We start from the raw sequence: 23,206 nt of genomic DNA, 5'->3' as shown, positions 1-23,206 counted from the left end.
GCGTTATGGCTAAGCCAACTCAAGCGCCACAGTCACAAGGGTTAGACCCTCGGCTGTACTGCGATTATGCAAAGCTGGTTCGATTACAGGCTCAAGCTGAATCGTTTACTCTACTGCCACACTTAAAGGCGGGCAGTGTGTTGTCTGGTCGTCATAACTCTTTGTTTCGTGGGCGTGGTTTAAATTTTGAAGAACTAAGACATTATCAACTTGGTGACGATATCCGTAATCTTGATTGGAAGGTCACGATGCGAACGGGCAAGCCTCATGTTCGTAGTTACACGGAAGAGAAAGACCGTAATGTGATCATCTGTGTCGACCAGAGAAGTTCAATGTTTTTTGCGTCTCAATCGGTCATGAAATCCGTGGTCGCTGCCGAACTTGCCGCCATGTGTGGTTGGCGTGTGCTCAAAGATGGTGACCGTGTAGGATACCTAATCGCATCGCATAAAGCTCTTTTCCACAGTAAAGCGCAGCGTTCCCAAAATGATTTACTTTCTCAATTGAAGAACTTAGTTAGAGCGAATCAAAGCTTAGATGTCGCCTCTCATGATAGCAGCGATGTAACGTTCAGCCGCTGGATAGAAAGAATTAATCGTATGGGGCTTAAGCAGTCTACGTTGATCTTTATTAGTGATTGGCGTGATTGTGAAGAGCATCATCTCGACCGTTTGCAACAATTGCAGCAGCATAATGACGTTTTAGCAATTATGGTGAGTGATCCTCTTGAGCAAGCGCTTCCTGATACTTTGGCCACCGCAAAGTGGGTGGTGGGTGATGGTCGATACCAACTGAACTTAGATAGCCAAAGCAAAGTGACAGCGGCCAGCGAAAGCTTGGCACAAAAAGCAGCGCTTCAGAAACAGTCACTAGCCAAGCTTATGGCGATTAAACATTTGCCTTATATCGAAGTAGACACCTCTGGACAGCATGTTTCTCAATTTCAAAAGCTGGTGGGGGGACGCTAATGTCAATTGAACACACTCCTCCTAGCACCTACATACTGCGCGATATTCAAGAAGTTGCGATACCCGATAGTGTTAGTTGGCTACCACAAACCATAGGCTGGAAGATCCTTGGTGTGGTGCTAATGATTGCACTTGTATACGGAGCTTATCGCTACGCTCTTTATCGCTGGCATAACCGTTATCGCCAAGAAGCGCTGGACGCTTTAGCAAAAGTCGACCCTTCTGATAAAAGCTCTACTAAGCGAGTTTTTGAGGTGCTGAAATCGGTTCTGCGTTATCTAAGTGCCCGTAATGCCAGCGTTTATGGTGAACAGACTTTGATTATGCTTGATGGTTGCCTGCCTAAGAAACATCCAGAGATTTTCCAAGACAAATCTTCAAAAATCTGGATAGACAGTTTAATCAACCCAAGCGTTTATCTAACGTTTGAACAGCGTGTTGAGATCTTAGAAAAGGCAACGACATGGGTGAAAGTGCACCAATACAGAGGTTCAGAGAAACCTCAGGAGACATCTCGTGCTTGATCTAATCTCACCTAGCTTTGAATTTGAGCACCCACTTTGGCTAGTGATTCTTCCGCTGCCGTTTCTCGTTTACTTTGCTGTACCTGCTTATCGAACCAAGCAGATGGCGATTAAAGTCCCGTTCTTTAGAGACCTCGTAGATGCGATAGGCGAAACGCCATCTGAGGGCGCAAGTCAGCTAACACCAAGCTGGTGGCAACGAGTTACTTTAATCGTTACTTGGGTTTTAATCGTGTGTGCGTTGGCGAAACCGACCATTCTGGGCGAGCCACAAACTCGAGAGCAATTTGGTCGAGATGTGATGGTGGTTGTTGACCTGTCTGGTTCTATGGCGGAAGAAGATTTCACCTCACAAAAAGGAGAGAAAATCTCACGCCTCGATGCAACGAAAGAGGTGCTGGCCGATTTTGCTAAAACGCGAGAAGGTGACCGTTTAGGGCTTATCCTATTTGGTGATGCTGCGTTTGTCCAAACCCCATTCACCGCTGACCAGAGTGTTTGGTTAGAACTACTCAATCAGACTGATGTTGCTATGGCAGGACAGAGTACTCATTTAGGTGATGCAATTGGCCTTGCGATAAAGGTTTTCGAGCAGAGCCACAATCAACGCACTGCTTCTACTGACCAATTGTCTGATCAAGAAAGAGAAAAAGTAGTGATCGTGCTAACGGATGGTAATGACACAGGCAGTTTCGTTGAGCCAATAGATGCCGCTAAGGTCGCGAAAGCGAAAGGTGTCCGTATTCATGTTATTGCGATGGGCGATCCCCAAACGGTTGGGGAAGTGGCACTCGATATGACGACGATTCGTCGCGTGGCTAAGGAGTCAGGCGGGAGCGCATTCGAGGCTCTGAATCGAGACGAGCTCCAACAAGCTTACGCACAAATTGGCGAGCTAGAGCCTCAGTTGTACGAGAGCACAACCTATCGTCCCAAACAGACGATTCATCATTATTTAATGGCAGTTGTGGTTGTTATGTATTTGACTGCATTCAGTGCTGCGACCCTGCGTCGTCGCAATCTATTGAGAAAAACAAAGCCAGCGATGGCAGAAGCTCAGCAACCAAAACAAGGAGAACAGAATGTTTGATTCTCTCGTTTTGCAGCAAGTTTTTACTCAATTTCACTTCATCAGACCGTTATGGCTCATTGCTTTCATCCCGATGTTCTTCTTGCTGTGGTTAAGATGGCGTGAGGAGACAAAACCAAGCTGGAAAGACGTATTGCCTGAGCATTTACGCACAGCTTTAACCATCGGAGAGCGAGGTTGGCGTAAACAGCTGCCGTTGAAACTGCTGATGGTGATCGTGGCTATCGCAATACTGATTTGCGCAGGTCCAACTTGGCAGAGAGAAGCTTCTCCTTTTGGAGAGGATAAAGCCTCTATGTTGGTGGTGCTAGATAATAGTGAAACCATGCTTCTCAAAGATTTACCTCCAAGTCGACTGGAAAGATCGAAACAGAAGATTCGTGACTTGCTAGCCGCACGCAATGGCGGTAATACAGGGTTGGTTGTCTACTCCGGAAGTGCTCATGTAGCGATGCCTGTGACGCAAGACAGCAAAGTCTTTGAGCCATTTCTAGCAGCGATTACACCTGAAATTATGCCAGTGGAAGGGAAGATTGCAGAGACGGCATTACCGCTTATTGATCAGCAATTAAATAACGAACCGGGTTCGACGGTGTTGTTGGTGACTGATGGGGTCAACCCAGCGACGATCAAAGCCTATGAGGCATTTTTTAAAGACAAACCTTATCAACTATTGATCCTTGCCGCAGGAAACCGCGACATTGTCAGTGATAACCCAGTGGACTTAAGTGCGTTGAATGATCTTGCGAGTGCAGCGGGTGGTCGAGTCATTGAAGTCACGGTTGACGACACGGATATACAAGCCTTGAACCGTGCTGTTGAGCGTAACATGCAATTGAATGGCGAATCTGCGATGCCGTGGAAAGACATGGGCTATGGATTACTGTTTCCAATTGCACTCATCATGTTGTTATGGTTTCGAAAAGGCTGGCTAGTGCAATGGTGTGTGGTATGTGTGTTGGTGAGTGGTACCTTCTATGCCAAACCGATAATGGCTGAGACTGTTCATCTAACAGCCGAAAAAACCACTCAGGTTGAAGAGGTGACAGTTTGGGACAAAGCGACTCAATGGTGGTGGGATCTATGGCTGACACCTGACCAGCAAGGACAACGATTACTCAATCAGCAAGAATATCTAGAAGCAGCCAAACATTTTCAAGACCCATTGAGAAAAGGAGTCGCTTACTACTATGCGCGTGAATTTAAGCTTGCTCATAGCGCCTTCTTACAAACCAAGACCGATTTAGGTGTCTATTACTCCGCGACAGCGTTAGCACGTCAGCGGGAGTATTTAGCCGCTCGTGACTTATTGAAATTATTGCTGGAGAAGCCTGACTTAGACGCGGAATTGGCTGAAAAAGTTGAGCACAATCTCGCCGTGTTTAATGGGATTGTAGAAGAGGTGAACCGTATCAGTGAAAGCCAATCTGGCACGACCGATGGCCCAGAAGAGTCGTTTGAATTGGATCAAGATAAACCAAGAACGGGCGATGGTGCAGAAGAAGAAACGGTTGCAGAACTGATGCTCAAAGAAACCTTGAACGCCAATGAAATACTGGGCAGCCAAGAGTTGGCTGATAAATGGTTGAAAAGAGTAGAAGCGGATCCAAAATACTTCTTAAAAGCGAAGTTTCAAATCCAATTAAGAGAACCGCAAACAGATGTGGAGCAGGAGAGTAACAATGATTAAATCTCTGCGTCATCGAATGAAATTATCTAGTTATAGAGCACTGTACATTGCGGCGGTTTTGCTCATTAGCATGACGTCTCATTCGGTAGTGGCTCAAGATATCAACACCTTGCAGAAACAAGGACGACTTGAGTTGATGGCATGGGTCGGAGACCAGCCTAAATCAACCGATGAAGGCAAATCCAAGGCTGACATTCCAACCTTCAGTGTTAATGAGCAGGTTGTTTTGACCATTGAGGTTGGGACACCACGTTGGTTCACTGGCGGAACTCGAATTGGTAACGTGGAGATGGCTGATGTGATTGCAAAGCAAAGGAATACCCTTGCAACCAATTATACGGCGCGTCAAAACGGTGAAACTTGGTCTCGGCAGCGTTGGGAAATCACCTTGTATCCACAAAAGAGCGGTGATTATGTGATACCACGTCTACCTGTTGGTGTGGAGGTATCAACTGATGATGGTAGTAAAGTGAGTGGAACGCTTTATACACAACCGATTAAGTTCAAAACACAATTGCCTTCTGGCTTGCTTACGGATGAGACACCTTGGTTTAGCGCAACAAGTGTTGATGTGGTTGAGCAATGGAAACAATCCAATGAAAATTTAAAAGTAGGCGACGCGATTACGCGAACGGTTACCATTAAAGCACAAGACAGTTTGTCGGTGTTGCTGCCTAACTTGTTGGTCAATGAGTCGACAGCGCAGTATCAAGCCTATCCTCAACCGCACAAATTAAATGATACTCAAGAGCGAGGGGATTACCGTTCTGAGCGAATTGAAGAGTCCGTTTATGTTATCCAACAAGGTGGCGATTTCACACTACCAGAGCTGACTTTTCAATGGTGGAATACCAAAGAGAAACGATTAGAAACAGTGGTACTCGAATCTTCATCGTTTAGTGCAAAACATACCTTTAAGTCTTTTGTAAAGGCTTACTCTGCTGCCATGCTTGTCTCGGTTTTAATAGTCATAGGTATCGTAGTGAGTGTGTTAGCGATTAGACGTTACTACAAGACCCACCCAGCACCGAGATGGTTAGCATTTCACCGAGTGGTAAAAGAAGGCAACTGGCCGAAGATTCGAGGCTTCGTTTATCGTGAGCTTAGAGGAAATACATCTTTGCTGGAGCTCGATAAATGCTCTGAGAGTGAAGGCTGGTCTGAGACGAACTCTACATTTCAAAAAGGCAGCCAAGACACTCATGTTTTAAAACGAGTATGGAAAGCGGTGATTAATAAGGACAGCAATAATGATCCGAATCGTCGCAGCAATCGACGGCCTTGGTGGCGCAAGTATTTCCCTAAAGCCTTGCCCGATTTAGAGCAAAAATCACGATAGCGTGTGCTGTATCGCGGTGTTATGCCACTGAATCAACTAGGATTATAAAAGTACATTCGCAGACTCTTCATTATGGAGAGTCTGCTTAGTTATATTGGAGCGCTATGAAAAGCACTGAACTGAACCTGATTCCTATTTTTGTCGCTATTTACGAAGAACAGAACTTATCTAAAGCGGCAGCTCGTATGGATATAAGCCAACCAGCGGTGAGTAAAGCGCTAGCAAAGCTTAGAGATATCTATGACGAGCCTCTGTTCCATCGCACAACGTCGGGTGTTGAACCGACAGCTTTCGCATCTGACATTTATCCAGCTATGTCGGCGGCGCTGAAAAACTTCACATCGACACTCTCTGCATCACGAGACTTTGATCCTAAAACCTCCAATCGAATCTTTTCTATCGCTTGTGTGTCTGCCGCGAGTTATGAGTTGATGCCTACGCTGATGAACTTAATCAGCCAAACCGCACCGAACATAGCATTGGAAGTTCACCCTCTATTTACAGAAGATTACGAGTCAGATTTACGATTACAAAGGCACGACCTTATTGTCGATATGACTCCTAGAGGCCGCACAATGTTAAAACATGAGGCCATTTCGACTGAAGAGTTAGTCGTAGTGTGTCGAGAAGATCACCCGACTATTGGCGATAGCATGGATATCGAAGAGTTTCTAACCCATGACCATGTGGTTGTTTCTCGATGGCATGCTCGCAAAAGCCTGTTAAGTGCCGAGGACTCACAAGAGCTAGAGAAGCGTCGTATCGTGTATCGAGCGGCTGGCGTTGTTGAAATGATGCCGGTTATAGAGAGTTCAGACTATATTGGTATGTTGCCGATGTCGTCGGTTCGCTGCTTTGGCAGTAAATACAAGCTCAAAACTTTGCCATTACCCTTTGATCTCGACAATCTAGATATGTGTATGATTTGGCATCCGAGCCGCACCAATGAACCCAGCCATAAATGGTTACGCGGTAAAATGAAAGCAGCGGCAAAAGAGATAGCATCATAACTCAAGTGTACTTTAACCCCAGATGTTTAGTGTATCTGGGGTTAAAATGGTTGACGACTATAAAGAAAAGCCAAACTAGACTGAGGCTTGCTTGGGAAGTTGCTCCCTGTTCTCTAAATAATATGACACCCAATCGTCAACTGGCAGTGGGCGAGCAAAGAAGTAACCTTGTGCGTATTTACAGCCAATCTGGCGCAGTGTTGTTACGTGGCTTTGTGTCTCTAGGCCTTCAGCAATCACTGAAAAGTTCAGTATTTGCGCGAGCTTGAGAATCGCACATGTAATTTCATAGTCTACTTTTGATGAGTTGATGTCCTCAACAAAGCTGCGATCGAGTTTGACGCAATCTGCGGATAAGTTTTTCAATACCGATAGCGATGAATACCCTGTTCCAAAATCATCAATCGCGATCTTGTAACCTTTCGAGTGAAGAAGCTCTATCGTGCGGGAGCAGGTTTCAAAATCTCGCATCATGTCGCGCTCTGTTATTTCAAGCAGCAGTTGATGAGGCTGACAATCCGTTTGGTCCAAGATCTCCTGTAACTGCTCTGCTAGGTCTGTTTTGTAGAACATTCGCGCGGAGAAGTTAATCGAGAAGGTGACGCCCTCAAGGTCAATACCATCACGTTGCCATCCGGTAATAAGGTTAGCCACTTTTTTGAATACCCATTTATCAATATCGATAATTAGGTCGCTCTTCTCAGCAACTTCTAGGAAGTCGATAGGTGGTAGTAGCCCAAGCTTAGGATGCTGCCAACGAACTAATGCCTCAGCACCAATAATTTCTTGGGTATTGAGGTCGACTTTCGGTTGGAAAAATACTTCCAACTCATCATTGGCGATTGCTTGACGAAGACCCATGTTGGTTTCAATCAGATCATGAGCTTCATGGGTCATTTTGTCGGCATAAACCTTGTGTCTATCTCTACCATTTCGCTTAGCGTGATACATCGCAGTATCCGCATTTCTAATTAAGGTTTCACGATCCGCTCCGTGTGTTGGGTATTCGCACACACCAATACTTGCCGAGACGAATATCGGGTTGTTATCAATGTAATACGGTCTTCTAAGCGCATGATTCAAGCGTTGTGCGATCGGCTCACTCTCTTCTAATCTCATGTTCGGATAAACGACTAAGAACTCATCTCCTCCCATTCGAGCAACGAAACCGCGATCGCCTACAACACTGGTCAAAATATCAGAGACGCTCACCAACAGGTTGTCGCCAGGCGCATGACCGAGAGAGTCGTTGATGGTTTTGAACTCATCAATATCCAGGTAAAACAGTAGGAACGGTGAACTGTTTTCGATGGACTGTTGAATCTCTTTGTCGAGCTGTTTGGTTGCCAGTAAACGGTTAGATAAACCAGTCAGTGGATCGTGATGAGCAAGAAAATCGAAATTCTTTTTCTCTTCGGTTAAATCTAAATAAGCTTCAGAGAGTCGAGAAGCCATATCATTATATGCTTTCTCTAAGTGCGACCATTCATCGTTTCGACCTAAATTGATCGGTTTTTTAAGGCTACCTGACTCTAGACGGTCAAAACCGAGCCTCAATGCGTTCAATGGTTTTCGTATGTGATGCCTAACAACTTGATTCACAAGCAGTGTTGATAACAAAACGGCGAATAGGCTGATAATGATGGCGTTAAAGCGCGAGTTTCCGATCTCTTTTTCTAATTTGTCAGTCAGCGCCAAGGCTTGTCCTTGCACTCGAGATTCCGTATTTTCCACCATTTCAAGTAGCTCGCTTTGTGCGTCTAACAGAGAAGCCATCACGAGCCAGCGTTGCTCTAAATTAGCTCGAATACGTTTAAGTGCGGCGTTGTAACGCTTAACCGTTTTATTGATCTTCTCTTTTTCAGCGATGACCGCGGCGGTTTTAATATCAACGTTTTCTAGATGAAGTAGAAAGATATCGAGTTCTTTCTCGACTTCTATGATCAGAACCTTTTCCGTTTCTGGAGTGATGCGACTGTGTATGTCGCCAATCATTTTCCCCGACGTTAAAAACGACTCTCTCAACATATTAAATAGGTCGAGTTCGTTGTCATAATTGATGAGGTTAGGTTGTTCAATAAGCTTTAACTTACTGTCTGCTATCGCGAATTCGAGCTGATCAAGTTGCTCGGACAGAGTGATATCGATCTGATTGGTCTGTTTTAAAATTCTGTTGAGTGCCAGAGAGCTGCCTAAAAAGCGATGAAAGTTGTCGATGAACGCATCAATCTTTTTGGAAAACTCCTCATTGGTCGATAAGTCTCTTAACTTTTGTAGCTGAAAATCCACATTGAACGCTTCTTCTGAAAGCGTGGTTTCACTGAACAAAAAAGTTTGCTCTAAAAGCTTAACGCGTGATGTCAGCGCGAATACGCGGCGGCTGATTTCAGAGTTTACAATGAGCTCTGAAACGTGCGTTGACGTTTCTGTTTTGAGTGTCGACTCGACATAATAGAGTGAGCGAATAACAACGATCACAGCCAAGCTAACTATAAGCAGCGAAACAAGGTTGGATAAAATGAGTCGTTGAGTGATGTTTATCTGATGTAACTTCATTAACGCTTCCAAATCTTCAGATAGGCTTCACGATAGCCATTTTGAGGGTCGTAGACCCCTTTGTCTTCTTGGCCGATAAGTTCTTCGACATTGTCTGGCGTAACCAGATGTACCGGAGCGGAGTAGCCACTTGGTGGCATCCCGTTAAATGCACGATTAAGCTCATCGACGATTTGCCAACCTTGTAAATACAACGGTTCTGGAACGGTAGCCAGTTGAAATTGCTTACGGTTAATTCGCTTGTATGCCGCTTTGCTGCCATCGCCAGCTGAAATGTTTTGTGGTACAGGCTTGTGTTGCTCGACACTCGTCTCTAGTGAAGGGATGGCATAATCGATATAGAGGTCATTGATCGCGAGCAGATGAGTAATTTCATGGCCATATTTCTTTTCGAGTATCTGAAGGGTAGCAGGCATCTGCTCCGCAATCTTGTCCAGTGGTAGATAGTTCAGCTCTAAGACTTCACATCTATCACAGCGTTTGATGGTCTCGACCATAGCGTTTGCTTTGATCATCGCTATTTCATAATTGGGGTCAGTAAACACAACGGTTTTGGCTTGACCATTCGAGTTAACAATCGCTAACAGTGCAGCGACTTTCGCTACTGCAAGTGGGTCTGTAGTGATGTTGGTGTATAAACCTATTTCTGGGTTGCCGCCGACAAATTCGGTTGCGTGCCACCCGATAACGACAATACCTAAATCTTTCGCTTTCTTTAAAATCTCTTTATGTCGAACGGCGTCAATCCCACCTAATACTATGGCATCAGGTTTAAAGCTAATTGCTTTACGAATGGCCGCACCTTGACGAACTTCTGAACCTAAGCCATCGATGAACCTCAAGTGCCAATTGATGTTTGAGATCGCTTCGGATATACCACGACCGACGCCGTAAACGCCGCCGTTACGAAGATCTGACGCAACAAAAATCACGTTCTTCTCATGGAGAACTTTAGGGCCCTGCGTCGGTCCGTCCCACTGCTGCTGACTGGCTACTGCTCGTGTCACTTTTTCCTTCGCATATTCGAAGAACAGCGAATCGTTGTCTGCAAAACTGGGCGGAATGGAGACAATCACAAGCAGCAAAATCACATATTTTAACATTTTATTCATAATGTTTATAAAAGACTTTAATCTATAACGGCTCTATATTTATAATATTGTCAATAAACATTCAAACTTTTGGTAACATTTATGCCGGGTCAGCGTTATAAAAACCTTTTATCGATCCTACTAACTGTAGGGTCTTTACTCTCTTTTACTAGCAAGGCTGACGGGGTGCGACCTGAGGCAGATGTACAAAAACTTGAGAAATTTCAGAAGACTGTCAGTGGCGAACCCGTCGCTTTAACGTCAAAGACGCTCGAAAATCCCGTTCGAATCGCCTTAATTTATCCAAGTGCAGATATTTCTGACTTTTGGATAAGAAACTATGTGGCATTGAAGGAGCGACTTATCGCCTTGGCGTTGCCGTTTGAAATTGACCAGTTCACCTCTAAGCAGATTGAGCATTCACTGCAAACTCAATATATCGAGCAAGTCCTCGCTTCTGAAATTCCCTATGACTTTGTGATATTTGGTCCATCGGAATTAGGATTGCAGGCGGAGAATATTCAGCGGTTGTCCGCATCTGATCGTTTTAAGACCTTCATATGGGCATTTCATACACCCAACGAGCAGTGGATTCACCAACCGGATAGTTGGTTTGATTTCTCAAGTACGATGGGTGCTGAAGTGCTGTGCGATCATGTTGTGAAGGAGTTGGGGGAAGATGTTGAGTTTTCTGCCAATCGTGGGATACCAGGGATCACCGACACGCAACGCTCACAAGGCTTCATTGATTGTGTTGAAGATAAGGGGAATTGGCTGACCGTGTATGAACATTTTGGTCAATATCAGAAAATTGGTGGTGCAGATGGTATTCGTCTCGTTTTGGGTAACTTCCCGGAAGTAACAATGGTACACAACGCCAATACCGCGATGACGATCGGAGCGATTGATGCGCTTAACGAAGCAGGAAAGTCATCAGATATCTACGTGACAGGGTGGGGCGGAACAGCGAAAGAGATCGAGAAAATCCGTTCTGATGAGCTTGACGCGACACCGATGCGAATGAGTGATGACCTCGGTGTTGCAACGGCAGAAGCGATTAAATTTCACCTAGAAAATCGAGAGTCAGAAGTGCCATTGGTTTATCTGGGAAGAATCACCGTTGTACATAATAAAATGAATGACGACCAACTAGACAAGTTAACGGAAGAAGCATTTCGTTATTCTGGAAAGCACTAATATTTTTGATGAATAATCGTCATTTATGATTATTCATCGCTTCCAGCGTGAAAGAGCCGTTTATGTAGAGTGACTCAATAGGTCTTTCTACATAAACGGCTCTTTTTAATATTCAAACACTTAAATCGTGAAATAAGCGGGTTTGATTACTCGGTGATCTCTGACAGAACTTCACCAACTGCACCACTTGGTTGAGTAATACCCAGCTTATTAGATAGGGTCGGAGCGATGTCATATGGCGTAATGCTTCGCGATACTTTCTGACCCTTCACATCATAACCTGCGAAAATAACGGGAACATGCGTATCGTAGCGCCATGGCGAGCCATGAGTCGAAGCGATCTGTAACCCTTCCATATCATTGATGTAGCTGCGAGGGGCAAACACAATATAAACGTCACCAGAGCGAGCTGGGTGATAGTTGTTTTTAATCAGGTCCATAATATGTGTATTTGGTACTCGATTGGCCGCGATGTCTGTACTCGACACGGCATAAGCGACACCTTCCACTTTTGAAACTTCATCAGCGATCGCTGCCTGTACTTTTGCTAAGTCGACATTTTTCTCTTTGATCAAATCATGATTTAGGTAGACGTAAGGCTGAGCATAAAGACGAATCGCATCTTTACTGAGTCCAAACTCATCTTTAAGTCGTTGCTCAACACCGGCAGACAACAACGCATCTTTGTTAAAGTATTGAGCTTGGGTAAAGCCTAGAGCATTGGCCGCTGGTGAAGATTCAGGTACGCCATGATCAGCAGACAACACGATTAAGGTGTTCTCTAACCCCACTTGATTGTCGACGTTTTTGAGTAGCTTAGCTAAGGTTTTGTCTAATCGAATCAGGTTATCTTCCGCTTCCAGGCTTTCTGGACCGTAAAGGTGAATAACATAGTCGTTCGACGAAAAGCTCACTGATAGATAGTCCGTGGCTTTACCTTGGCCAAGTTTCTCTTGCATCAACAAGGTGCTAGCAAAATTTTCTGTGATTTCGTCACCAGCAGGACTGACAGTTAACATAGTACTGTAGTACTTGTAGCTTGATGGACCATAAGGGTGAGGGAAGGTGCGCTGGAAGCCAGCAAGCTCTACTTTATGGTCTGGATTGTGCTCTTCTAGAGTGTAAGCCTCTCTTGGTAGTGATAGGTCCCACTTCTGCTTTGAATATTGACTAGGAATGGCCTTTTCGTTCCAACGCTCAACCCAAGCAGGATACTCATCATAGTAGTAATTACTGGTAACAAACTCGGATTGTGCTTTAGAAAACCAAAACGCTTTGCCGCTATGCCCAGCAAGAGAAATCGCGCCGCGGTCTTTAACGGATACAGCGAAAATTTTAGATTGACCGCTGTTTGAAATTGTCAGCTCATCACTAAAGGTCGTGGATAAAATAGGTTCTGGCGATCGACCATCACCACCTGCGGCCTTTTGCGTTGGGTCTATTTCTGTCGCTTTATCTACGCCAGCACCTGAGGTCAACATGTTGTAGTTTGCATCTTCAACGTTATATACCAGTCGCTCTTGGCTGCGGTCGTACCATACATTACCGACCATACCATGCACACTCGGTGGAGCGCCTGTTGCTAAAGAAACGTGACCAACAATGGTCTCGGTATTGCCATGTTGATAATGTGCGTTGGTGTAGTAGGTACCATCTTCCATTAAGTAGCGAAAACCACCCTCGCCAAAGTTGTGTTGGTATCGTTCCAAGAGATCGGCACGAAGTCCATCGACGGTAATTTGAAGTACTAAATTCGGTTGTTTTTCTGAAGCAAGTGTAGGTAGGGAACAGACAAGCGCCAAGGCGAGTCCAGACAGTTTTGCATATTGCATAGCGTACCCTTGAGAGTTGTTATTGTCACTGACGTTCAAACAATGGTTATAAGTAGTGTGAGACAATGGTGATTCAATTGCTCTCCATTTCCTTATAACCATCAGTTATGTCATGACGGACGACGTTAGCCGACCGTAATGTACTGTTTATTGATCTTTTACTAGGCGTAAGCCCATATCCGACATGGTGATAGACTGGCTTGCAAAGTCACGTCTGAAGCTTTCAGATTCATCACTGTCGTAGGCAAAACTTCCACCACGGACAGATTTATGTGACAAGCCAATATCACTGTGCTTGGCATTGTTCGGGTTGTCGGAAGGTGCGTATCGGTAGTAGGTATCATCGAACGCATCGATAACAAACTCACCAACGTTGCCTGTCATATCATATAAGCCTAGTTCATTAGGTTGTTTTAAGCCTACTGGATGAGCACTATTTTTTGAGTTTTTTGAATACCAAGCAACGTCATCTAAGTTGTTGGAACCACTGTAGATATAACCCTGACTTTTATTCCCGCCTTTGGCAGCAAACTCCCATTCTGCTTCCGTTGGTAGACGGTAATTTTCACCGGTGAGTTCATTGAGTTGTTCAACGAAATAGACGGCTTGTTGCCAACTTAGGTTGTTCACTGGCACTTGTGGATTAGGGAAGTAACTCATTGATGAACCCATGACAGATTCGAAGATCTCTTGGGTAACTTCAAACTTGGAGATATAGAAGCTGTTTACGGTGACTTCACGCGCTGGTGTTTCAGCTTTTTTCGCGTAATCGGCGTCTGAACCCATAGTAAAACTGCCGCCTTCGACCAGTACCATGTCTTGATTGATACGTTGAGCAACAGGGTGTTCAGGAGTCGTCGCACAGCCAGAAACCATTAAAGCAACTAATATGCTGCCAGCAGTCGTTAAGTGTCTGTAATTTAAGCTTTTCATGTGAAGCCTCTATCGAATGGGAGAGGCTTAATTTTACCCGTTTAGGTCATTCCAATTAGTTATAAAGGGTATAACAAGCTACTGACAGCAAGGCGTTTTATTATGAGCTCAGACACTAAAAATAGGTACATGAATCATGCATATTACTCAAGGTCCTCAATATAACGGTAAGGCTTCAAAACGATTACATGTTATGGCGAAACCAATTGGTGCGGCATGCAACATAGATTGCACGTACTGTTATTACCTAAGTAAGCAGGATTTGTTGGAGTACAAGAAAGGTTGTTCTCCAAAGATGGACGATGAAACACTAGAAACCTATATCCGCCAATACATCGAAGGCCAGAATACCCCTGAGATCATTTTCTCGTGGCAAGGCGGTGAACCTACCATGCTTGGCCTTGAATACTTCCAGAAGATTGTAGAACTTCAGAAAAAGTATCAACCGCAAGGCGTCATCATATCGAACGACTTACAAACCAATGGCACCTTATTGAATGATGAATGGTGTCAATTCTTGGCTGAACACAACTTTTTAATTGGTCTTAGCATTGACGGACCCGAGTTATTACACAACACCTACCGCACCAACAAAGCAGGTCGTGGCACTTTTAAGCAAGTAATGGCTGCGGTTGATCTGCTGCATAAACACCAAGTGAAATTCGCAACCCTCACTTGCGTGAACAACCTTACTAGTCAGAACCCATTGGAAGTGTATCGTTTCTTGCGCGACGTGGTTAAGTCGCCGCAGATGCAGTTTATTCCTATTGTTGAGCAGAAAACCTTCCGCACCGTTGCACCACAGACGTCTGAGTTCGACGCGCAACTTACCCAAGGTGACAAACGACTGATACCGGGTCATAAAGATTCAGTAATGGAGTCGTGGTGTGTATCTGATCTCGCGTGGGGTAACTTCCTCATTGCGGTGTTCGATGAGTGGGCGAGAAACGACATTGGTAAGGTTTTCGTACAGTATTTTGAGGCCAGCGTAGAAACGTGGATGGGACGTCCAAACCCATTGTGCACTTTGAACGAGCTATGCGGTAAGGGCTTAGCTATGGAGCCAAATGGTGACGTGTTTGCTTGTGACCACTATGTGTATCCTGAATACAAAGTGGGCAATATCCACCATCAAAAGCTCGATCAAATGGCTTACAGCCCATCGCAACAAACTTTTGGTTTCGCGAAGTCGAGAACCCTGACAAGCCAGTGCCAGAAGTGTGATTACAAATTTGCCTGTCATGGTGAGTGCCCGAAAAATAGATTCATCAAAACTCGTGATGGTGAGTCAGGATTAAACTATTTGTGTGCAGGCTGGCATAAGTTCTTTTCTCATGTTGATAAGTCAATGGCTTATATTCTGCGTGCGATGGGGCACCCGGTCGCACACGGCAAATTCAGTGATGCTGCATTAATTGCTCACCGTCGTCAGCAACCGACATTCGAAACTAAGTTTTAACTGGAACGAGGCATTATGATGATTAAAAGAAGTTTAGCGACAGTTATCGCTCTTACGATTTCAACGTCGAGCTTTGCAGCAGCTAACAATGCAAGCGAAGTACAAGCCGATTCGACAATGCTGGTGCCTGCTGAAACTCAAGTTACAGGCGAGCTTTCGAATGATCCACAGCAGCGAATTCAACAGCTCTCATACATGGCACAAGATCAGTCGCAGTCCATACAAAACCGTACTGGTGCTTTGCGAGCTTTGGGGGCATATCCAAGCCAAAATGCACTTGTAGCTGTGGCGCGAGGGTTGAAAGATTCAAACTCTGAAGTACGTGAGGCGGCAGTTATTGGTGCAGCGCCTTATCCATTCGAGCATCGCTGGACACTGATTTCTCCGCTATTGAATGATGAATCGAAAATGGTTCAACACAGTGCGGCTTCTAATCTTGTACGTGATTACAGTGTGATGACACAAGAGCAGAAAGCTCAATTGGATCAGCCTGTCACGTCTTTGGTTGAGATCTTGGAGCAACAAACGACCCAAGAGTATCAGCTGCTTTTGGCTGATGTACTGCGTTGGTCTGGAGAGCCAGAAAAAGCGGAAACCATCTATATCGAACTTGTTAAAACTCGAACGGCTGACTCGCAAGTTTGGTTGAGCTTTGCTGATAATTATCGTGCCCAAGGTAAAGATAAAGAAGCCGTGAGCATATTGGATCGTGGCCTTGAAAAATTGCCAGAAAATGCAGCACTACACTACTCAAAATCGCTGACGCTAGTACGCTTAGAGGATAAAAATGCCGCTGCTGTTGAAATAGAGAAAGCGGCTCACTTAGCCGAAAACAATAGCTACTACTGGTATCTTAACGGTGTACTTCAAGAGCCTTTGAGTATCGATAAATCGACAGAGTCGTTTGAGAAAGCCTACATGATTTCGGGCTCGCCAGAGCAGTTGTACGCTGTGTGTGATATCTACGTACGTTATGGTAACGACAAGAGCGATGAGTGTTTAACGGAGCTGAGTAAAGTTGCACCAGATTACGTGATTAAACAGCTAGAAGAGAAGCGTATCGACCCTAGCTAAACGAATAAAAAGAGCTCAACTTGGTTGAGCTCTTTTAGTATCCATTGATTCACAGGGTTAGAAAACAAAATTGAGCATGATGGTATACAGCATTGCATCATCGTCAGTTGGGATGTCAATAAAGGCACCTGAGCCTCTGCGTGCTTCAAAATACTGTACCTCACCATTGAGTGATACGTTTGGCAGTACATCGTAATCGACACCTAAGGTGTAGCTGTTGCCTGACAGGTGCTCATGATCATTAAACTGCGCACCATAAACCGCATAAGGCGTAAATAAACCTAAGTGGTAACCAAAGCTGGTATAGAACGATGATGAAAAGTCATTGGTTTGCGCCTCTGCTGCAACAACCGCACTTCCAAATTCGTATTCAGCACCTAGTGACCACAGCTGAATATGTTGATTTTCACTTGTTGGTAGAGGCCCGATACCAGCAATCGTCAGCTTTTGGTCGAAGTTAGAGTCGAGGAACGCAGCATTCCACCGGTAATCTTCTCCGCTGATCACCATGTTGATACCAAACATTCGATTGGTCGTAAATTTGATATCGGTCGTGCTATCAAATTCAACCTCGTTTTCGTCTTTGATGCCGTAAAAAGGCGTTAATTGAAGGCTAGCTTCATCGGTCAGTTCATAGTTCCAAGAAACCTTAGCACCATTAAAGGCGGTTATCCCGAGAATACTGTTGTATACCTCAGTGGGTGGCCTAGCCGTCATGTAGGCTTGTCCAACGTAATAGTATTCCGATGCTAGGAACAGAGGCAGGCGCAATCGACCTACACTGAAATCAAAATCGTTGTATTCGTAACCAATGTAAGCCCACTCTAATGCAGGATCACTCCAGTCGTCTTGTGGTCGCTTGACCACCTGAACGGACGCTCTTAACGCATTAAGGTAATAATCGAGTTGAAGACCGAATGTTGTGTCACAGTCGTAGCAGTTTTCGTCTGTAAAGCCGCGATTGATCATTAAAAGGGTATCGTTATCTGATCTTGCCCATGATGTTGAGCCAAAGCCACTTAAAGACAAGCTGTCTGTGAGCTCGATAACCGCAAAAGCAGGAGAGGCGAGAGCACAACCTAATACTGACGTTACTATTTTTTTCATCGTTATTTCTCCGCGCTAATTACGTAGAGCACATTGGCGTTTTGAGGGAGGGAATCTAATGGCGCGTAACCGATGCGGTTAGGCTTGTCGTTTAACCAATTAATGAGATTCTCAGGGTTTGGGGCCTTAATCTCTTTCGGGTGTCTTGCCTTACCGGAGAATGAGAGGCTTGCCCAATGTGCATTCATCTGTGCGGTGTTTTTGCCTAACAGCAGTTGATAGAAATCTTGTCTTTCACTGGTATTGGCTGGCCAGTCAGAAAGCTCTACGCGTTTGCCGTTCAAGCGTTTGGTTTTACCCCTGTAGAGTTTCCTTGCTTTGTTTATCGTTATCTCTTGAAACTCAGAATCAAGTGAAAAAATGGCGTATTCGCCTACGGCATGAGCGGGATTCATTAATAACAAACAACCAAATAGGCCAAGAGCAACAGGTTTGATTGTTCTATGTTGAAGTTGGGTAAGTGTATTTCGCCAGTCCATTGGATACTCCTAATTCGTGGCACTTTCAATCTGGTGAAACAGTTTGTCTTTTCGAACGGGTTTAGCGACGTAACCATCCATACCTGAGTCGTAACATTTTTGGATATCATCATCGATGACACTTGCGGTGAGGGCGATAATCGGCGTTTTGTTCAGGCCGAAGCTCTGTTCATGTTCACGAATCTCTCGAGTTGCAGCAAACCCATCTTTCACTGGCATCATGCAATCCATCAAAATCACATCGTAGCTATTGTCTTTTCGATACATATCAACAGCTATTTGCCCATTGTCAGCGATCTCATAGGAGTATCCGGCCTTTTTGAGCATCACAGATGCGACTTTTTGATTTACGCGATTGTCTTCAACCAACAGAATCTTTTCTGATTTAGCGACAATGCTCTCTACCTCTTCTTTTGGCGCTGAAGCTCTTGGTACTGAAGGTTGCGGTACTGAAGGTTGCGGTACTGAAACGTGTGGCTCAGTTTGCTGAGGCTCTTTCACACTATTGATAGGTGTTACTGTCGCGATCTGCTCTTCAGGTTTGGATTGCTGAGCTTGTAAGATAGGGCTACTTGCTTGAATCGCTGAAATGACTTTCTCTTTTAACATTTCAAACTTAAACGGCTTGGGAATATAGTCATCCATGCCTACGTCGAAACATCGTTGAATATCGTCATCGATAACACTGGCCGTGAGTGCGATGATTGGTATACGGCGTGGAGAGTTAATCTCTTGTTCGATTCTTCGTATATTGGCAGTCGCTTCGAAGCCATCCATAACCGGCATCATACAGTCCATTAAAATAGCGGCGTAATTTGGATTACTGGTATACATATTAACGGCTTCTTGGCCATTGTTGGCAAACTCAAACGTGTAGCCGCTTTTTCCGACATGCAGCCCTGCAATCTTTTGATTTATTTTATTATCTTCAACAATCAAGATTACCTGTGAAGCACACTGCTTCAATATGCGATTCTCAGAGCGTTCAGCTTGTCCTTGGTTATCACAATGTTCTAGAGCTTTGATTAATCTTAGACCGAGTAGTGGCTGTGAAACTTGAGCAGTGATACTTGGGCCAAGGTCAACAGGTTCACTCAAAAACGAACGAATAAGACAGACCTTCGCTCCCTTACCGCTCGCATCGTCTAGTTGTTTCGCATAATCGCTGGCCTGAAGGTGGGGCTCTTCACCAAAGATAATGGTTGTCGGCTTAGTGTTATCTACAGTATCGAGTAGGCTTGGGAGCTCATTCGGTGTGTTTGATGATTTGGATAGAGTGAGTGAATAGAACTCCAATTCTTGCTTAATTCGCTGCGTAAGATCTTGATTGCTGCTAATCAAGATAATGTTGGAAGTGGCAGTGCTCGGTTTAGCTGCATCCACGTCAACGGGCAGTTCAAGATCAAAATAGAAGCAACTGCCTTCCCCTTTCACTGAATCAAGCTGGATCTTTCCACCCATCAACTCGACTAACTGGGTACTAATTGCTAAGCCAAGTCCCGTACCGCCAAATTGACGGGTAGTAGAATCATCTTCTTGAGCAAAGGGTTCAAATATCTGTTTCTGTTGTTTCTCATCGATACCTATACCAGTATCGCGAACAGAGAAGCGTACTTTTACGCTGCGACTTTGGGTTGCGTCATCGTCATTTACGATACTCGAACTACTGTCGTTCAGGGTATCAATGGATAGAGTAACTGAACCCTCAGTAGTAAATTTCACCGCATTAGACATAAAATTCATCAACACTTGTCTTAAGCGGTGGTCATCGATCATGACACGACTTGGCGTGTTTGCGCTGATATGAACGTTGAGTTCTATTTTTTGCTCTTTAGCCTTCGGGGCAACAATCGAAGCAATGTCATAAATCGATTCACGGATTGAGGCCGAGTGAGGACTTATAAGTAGCATTCCCGATTCGATTTTTGAGAAATCGAGAATGTCATTAATAAGGCTAAGGAGTAGGTGCGACGAAGTGTCAATGGTGTCGACATAATCTCGTTGTGTCGGTGTAAGCTGAGTATCGGATAAGATCTCAGAAATACCAATGACCCCGTTAAGTGGCGTTCGGATTTCATGGGACATATTGGCCAGAAAACTACTTTTCGCTTTACTCGCCTGAATGGCATCGTCTTTCGCTTTTTCTGCGTCCTCTTTAGCTAATGTTAGTTTCTCTTTTGCGTGTTCTCGTTCAATGGTGAGTCTTTCAACTTGTTGGGCAAACAAACTTAATTCATCTTTACCCTGAACAAGTTTCTCCAAGGAAGGGCGCTCACGCTCGTTTTCACTCTTAAGGAAACTCAGAATTAGACCTAAGTTGTTTGTCACTTGTCGAGCTAAGCTGATAGTCAGCCCCATCACAACTGCAGCGAGTAGTGTTACTAATCCTATAAATAGGGTTCTTTGCATCTGTGCGTTGCTGATCGCGAGTTCTACTTCATTTTGGAACTCTCGTTTAATGATGTTTGATAAATCTTGGAGTAGATTCAGTCTAGCGCTCATCGCGATCAAACCAGTACTTATCTCTTCTGGCGACAATTGACTGATAGCTTCCGAGCTTAATAGGGCGCTTCTAATATCCTGACTTTGAATGAAAACCTCGTTGCGGAACACTTCTACCATTTGTGCCACTTGGTTTTCATTGGCATTGAGAGTAATGAAACGTTCTAAGAACAACTGTTGTCTTTCACTTAATGTTTGTATCTGTTCGGCTAATTCAGGGTCATATTCTTGGTGGTTTTGAAAAATGTCGATCAGCGAGGTACTTAGCTTAAACTCTTCATTCGACCAAAATGAGAGCCACTCCAACTGTTGGAGCGCGTTCAAGTGTTGTTGGATCTCACGTTTAGTGACTTCAAAAGGTACGCGCTCGATGGATAACAAAAGTTGCTTGTAGAGGTCACTTTGCCACTCGATCGCGTCCAGCTTATCAAAGCTGTCGGTTGCTTCCATGGTCGATAATGTTGCTTCGCTAAAGTCAGAAAGCAGCTGGTTTACCTCATTCGATTGCTCACGGAATATGATCGGAGAGAGGGTCTTGAGCTCCTCTTTTGCTTGAGCGCTTTGAGCCACAAAACTGGTAGGGTCGGGAGCGAGTGTGCTCCTGTAAAGTATTGATATATCTTGCAAATAAACAGCTAACTTATTAGTTCGTTCAAAGTCATGTAACTGTTCAGTTAAGAATAGTGCTTGTCTACCTGCCAGGAACAGCAGCAAGAAGATAGGAAGTAGTACTAAGCCGAAGAGTTTGTGTTTGACTGACAAGTTATTCCATATTGTTTTTGTAGACATATAGGTTCCATCCAACTACACGCATATTCAAACAGTAGGATAAACTGGCCAAATTGGAAATTTTATTTGATGAAATTTGAATGAAGTGTGGGACAGGTAACTATTTGAAGAAGGTATTAATTTAGGATGGGCGTGCGACCTTTCGACTTGTACCAAAGCCCTACCAAAATGAGGGAATTAGTGTTGATGTTTAACGATGAATTTATTCCTCCATTGGTGTATTTCCCTGCTGGAATACTTCGAAATTTTAAACTGCTGTCTAGCACTTCCTGATACAACTGATCACTAAACTCATCTTCAAAGAGGACACTAAAACCAAAACCGACTTTATTGCTAAGAACTTGTGGGTTTTCAATGGTTTTTCCTGATGGGCTAACGCTTGTCCAAGCCTTGCCATAATAATAGATGTTGTTATAAGCAAACCATGGATTCTTGCTCATGGCGTCTTCTGCGTATGCACTGATGATGCCGGTATCTTTCCATTTTTGCTTATGGAGCTCATAAAATGGGACTAGCTGGCTCCAACTTGCATCGCTTTGATATTCAATACTCGCAAGAACATAAGGGTCGCTGGTGAGAAAAGGAACGTTGCGAGAGTCTATTTGAATATCAATACCATCAATTTCAATAGTTTCTAGGTAGTCATTTAAATCAGGAAAGGGCAAGTCATACCCATACATTTTGAAACCTTCAGCGGCATATTGGAGATAGCCATTTCTTCCCTCTTGTCGGTAATGTTCTCGATTCTTATGGAGTTTGGCGCCATATAGAGTGCCATTATGAACGGCACGGCTAAGATCCCACTGGGTAACTATCTTTTGTACGCTTGGCGATAATTCCGGGTGCTGTTGCTCCAAAATCTTTAGCCATATCAAAAGCCGACCTATGTCCAATGCAGACCAACCATTACCGTTGCTCTTGGTTTCACTTAATCGGCCAGAGGGAAAACCAGTTTTGGTACTGTATTCACGATTAGGTAGCGTGTCTTTATAGAGTGGGAATGAGCTTAGAGTAGAGAGTGTTTTCTCTAGTTCATAATGTACTTGCTCGGTCTCTTTCATGCCGAGCGCTTCTAATGCGAGTGTCGCAGCTATTCCACTGGCCACATCCCACATGGTCGTATGGCTATAACCTTGAACCGAATTCCAGAGTCCGGTCTCTTTGTGGAAATTTCGCTGAATGTAATACTCAGCTTTTTTTGCCAGTAACAGTTCATTTCGACTCAGCGGAATGGGAGCTATCTCTTTTAAAGCCGTCGATTGATGATGATTTATTGGCGCGTCTTTAATTGCTGGGGCTGTTGAAATGAGCTCTTGTTGCTCCTCGACAATCGGTGGCGCAATCACTCTTCGATAGTATTGAGTCTTAGGTGATGTTGCAGATCCGGCTTGCTCTCCTTCTTCCACAGTCGTGACACCTCTTTGACCATAAAAGCTTACCTCTTCATCACCATAGCTAGCGAAAGAGGTAAAAAAGGTCACAAGACTTAAAAAAAGCGCCTTATATTGGTGATGTGTGTGGAGAAGTTGTGTCAATGCAATCTGACTCATAATGTTTGTCTAACGT

General features: G+C 44.4%; 17 protein-coding genes. 9 read left to right on the top strand and 8 right to left on the bottom strand.

Annotated features, from left to right (window positions below; genetic code table 11):
* Positions 1–5: 5 nt before the first annotated feature.
* The 6 genes from OCV50_RS20205 (at position 6) to OCV50_RS20180 (ending at position 6,621) form a co-directional block, all read left to right on the top strand.
* Positions 6–968 (top strand): DUF58 domain-containing protein, encoded by a 963-nt coding sequence (locus OCV50_RS20205; protein WP_261904430.1) that lies wholly within the window; start codon positions 6–8, stop codon positions 966–968.
* Entirely contained in the window at positions 968–1,492 is a 525-nt protein-coding gene (locus tag OCV50_RS20200; RefSeq protein ID WP_261904429.1) for a DUF4381 domain-containing protein, read from the top strand. The genes OCV50_RS20205 and OCV50_RS20200 overlap by 1 nt, the downstream gene beginning before the upstream one ends.
* Positions 1,485–2,582, top strand: coding sequence for a vWA domain-containing protein (locus OCV50_RS20195; RefSeq protein ID WP_261904428.1), 1,098 nt, complete (start codon positions 1,485–1,487; stop codon positions 2,580–2,582). Before OCV50_RS20200 ends, OCV50_RS20195 begins: the two co-directional genes overlap by 8 nt.
* Positions 2,575–4,272: a vWA domain-containing protein gene (locus OCV50_RS20190; protein WP_261904427.1), complete on the top strand. Its 1,698-nt coding sequence runs from the start codon at positions 2,575–2,577 to the stop codon at positions 4,270–4,272. Before OCV50_RS20195 ends, OCV50_RS20190 begins: the two co-directional genes overlap by 8 nt.
* Positions 4,265–5,611, top strand: coding sequence for a BatD family protein (locus tag OCV50_RS20185; RefSeq protein ID WP_261904426.1), 1,347 nt, complete (start codon positions 4,265–4,267; stop codon positions 5,609–5,611). The genes OCV50_RS20190 and OCV50_RS20185 overlap by 8 nt, the downstream gene beginning before the upstream one ends.
* Positions 5,612–5,715: 104 nt before the next feature.
* Positions 5,716–6,621, top strand: a complete 906-nt coding sequence (locus tag OCV50_RS20180; RefSeq protein ID WP_261904425.1) for a LysR family transcriptional regulator — start codon at positions 5,716–5,718, stop codon at positions 6,619–6,621.
* A gap of 75 nt (positions 6,622–6,696) precedes the next feature.
* Here OCV50_RS20180 and OCV50_RS20175 read toward each other — a convergent pair whose 3' ends face one another.
* The gene (locus OCV50_RS20175; protein ID WP_261904424.1) at positions 6,697–9,177 is read right to left on the bottom strand and encodes an EAL domain-containing protein; all 2,481 of its coding nucleotides are present in this window, start codon (positions 9,175–9,177) and stop codon (positions 6,697–6,699) included.
* Positions 9,177–10,289, bottom strand: a complete 1,113-nt coding sequence (locus OCV50_RS20170; protein ID WP_261904423.1) for a substrate-binding domain-containing protein — start codon at positions 10,287–10,289, stop codon at positions 9,177–9,179. Before OCV50_RS20170 ends, OCV50_RS20175 begins: the two co-directional genes overlap by 1 nt.
* Positions 10,290–10,370: 81 nt before the next feature.
* Here OCV50_RS20170 and OCV50_RS20165 point away from each other — a divergent pair, with 81 nt between their 5' ends.
* The gene (locus OCV50_RS20165) at positions 10,371–11,465 is read left to right on the top strand and encodes a substrate-binding domain-containing protein (RefSeq protein WP_261904422.1); all 1,095 of its coding nucleotides are present in this window, start codon (positions 10,371–10,373) and stop codon (positions 11,463–11,465) included.
* Positions 11,466–11,611: 146 nt separating this feature from the next.
* Here the strand turns inward: OCV50_RS20165 and OCV50_RS20160 are convergent, their stop codons facing one another.
* Together OCV50_RS20160 and OCV50_RS20155 are read right to left on the bottom strand one after the other, a co-directional pair.
* Complete coding sequence (locus OCV50_RS20160) at positions 11,612–13,297, bottom strand: alkaline phosphatase family protein (RefSeq protein ID WP_261904421.1); 1,686 nt, start codon at positions 13,295–13,297, stop codon at positions 11,612–11,614.
* Between the two features lie 147 nt (positions 13,298–13,444).
* Positions 13,445–14,230 (bottom strand): formylglycine-generating enzyme family protein, encoded by a 786-nt coding sequence (locus OCV50_RS20155; RefSeq protein WP_261904420.1) that lies wholly within the window; start codon positions 14,228–14,230, stop codon positions 13,445–13,447.
* A 136-nt stretch (positions 14,231–14,366) separates the two neighbouring features.
* On the opposite strand from OCV50_RS20155, the gene OCV50_RS20150 reads away from it, so the two are divergent.
* Both OCV50_RS20150 and OCV50_RS20145 read left to right on the top strand, forming a co-directional pair.
* Positions 14,367–15,689, top strand: coding sequence for an anaerobic sulfatase maturase (locus tag OCV50_RS20150; protein ID WP_261904419.1), 1,323 nt, complete (start codon positions 14,367–14,369; stop codon positions 15,687–15,689).
* Positions 15,690–15,707: 18 nt separating this feature from the next.
* Entirely contained in the window at positions 15,708–16,763 is a 1,056-nt protein-coding gene (locus OCV50_RS20145; protein WP_261905244.1) for a hypothetical protein, read from the top strand.
* 57 nt (positions 16,764–16,820) lie between these two features.
* Here OCV50_RS20145 and OCV50_RS20140 read toward each other — a convergent pair whose 3' ends face one another.
* From OCV50_RS20140 to OCV50_RS20125, 4 genes are all read right to left on the bottom strand, one after another.
* Complete coding sequence (locus OCV50_RS20140; protein ID WP_261904418.1) at positions 16,821–17,870, bottom strand: porin; 1,050 nt, start codon at positions 17,868–17,870, stop codon at positions 16,821–16,823.
* Positions 17,871–17,872: 2 nt separating this feature from the next.
* The gene (locus OCV50_RS20135) at positions 17,873–18,349 is read right to left on the bottom strand and encodes a hypothetical protein (protein ID WP_261904417.1); all 477 of its coding nucleotides are present in this window, start codon (positions 18,347–18,349) and stop codon (positions 17,873–17,875) included.
* A gap of 9 nt (positions 18,350–18,358) precedes the next feature.
* On the bottom strand, positions 18,359–21,640 hold the full coding sequence (locus OCV50_RS20130; protein WP_261904416.1) for a response regulator: 3,282 nt from the start codon (positions 21,638–21,640) through the stop codon (positions 18,359–18,361).
* A 116-nt stretch (positions 21,641–21,756) separates the two neighbouring features.
* Positions 21,757–23,190, bottom strand: a complete 1,434-nt coding sequence (locus tag OCV50_RS20125) for a DUF3131 domain-containing protein (protein WP_261904415.1) — start codon at positions 23,188–23,190, stop codon at positions 21,757–21,759.
* Positions 23,191–23,206: the final 16 nt, after the last annotated feature.

Source organism: Vibrio fortis (assembly GCF_024347475.1).
In the GTDB taxonomy this organism is placed as follows: Bacteria; Pseudomonadota; Gammaproteobacteria; order Enterobacterales; family Vibrionaceae; genus Vibrio; species Vibrio fortis.
The sequence above is the reverse complement of the archived record's forward strand: the minus strand, read 5'-3'. Positions and strand labels throughout refer to the sequence as shown.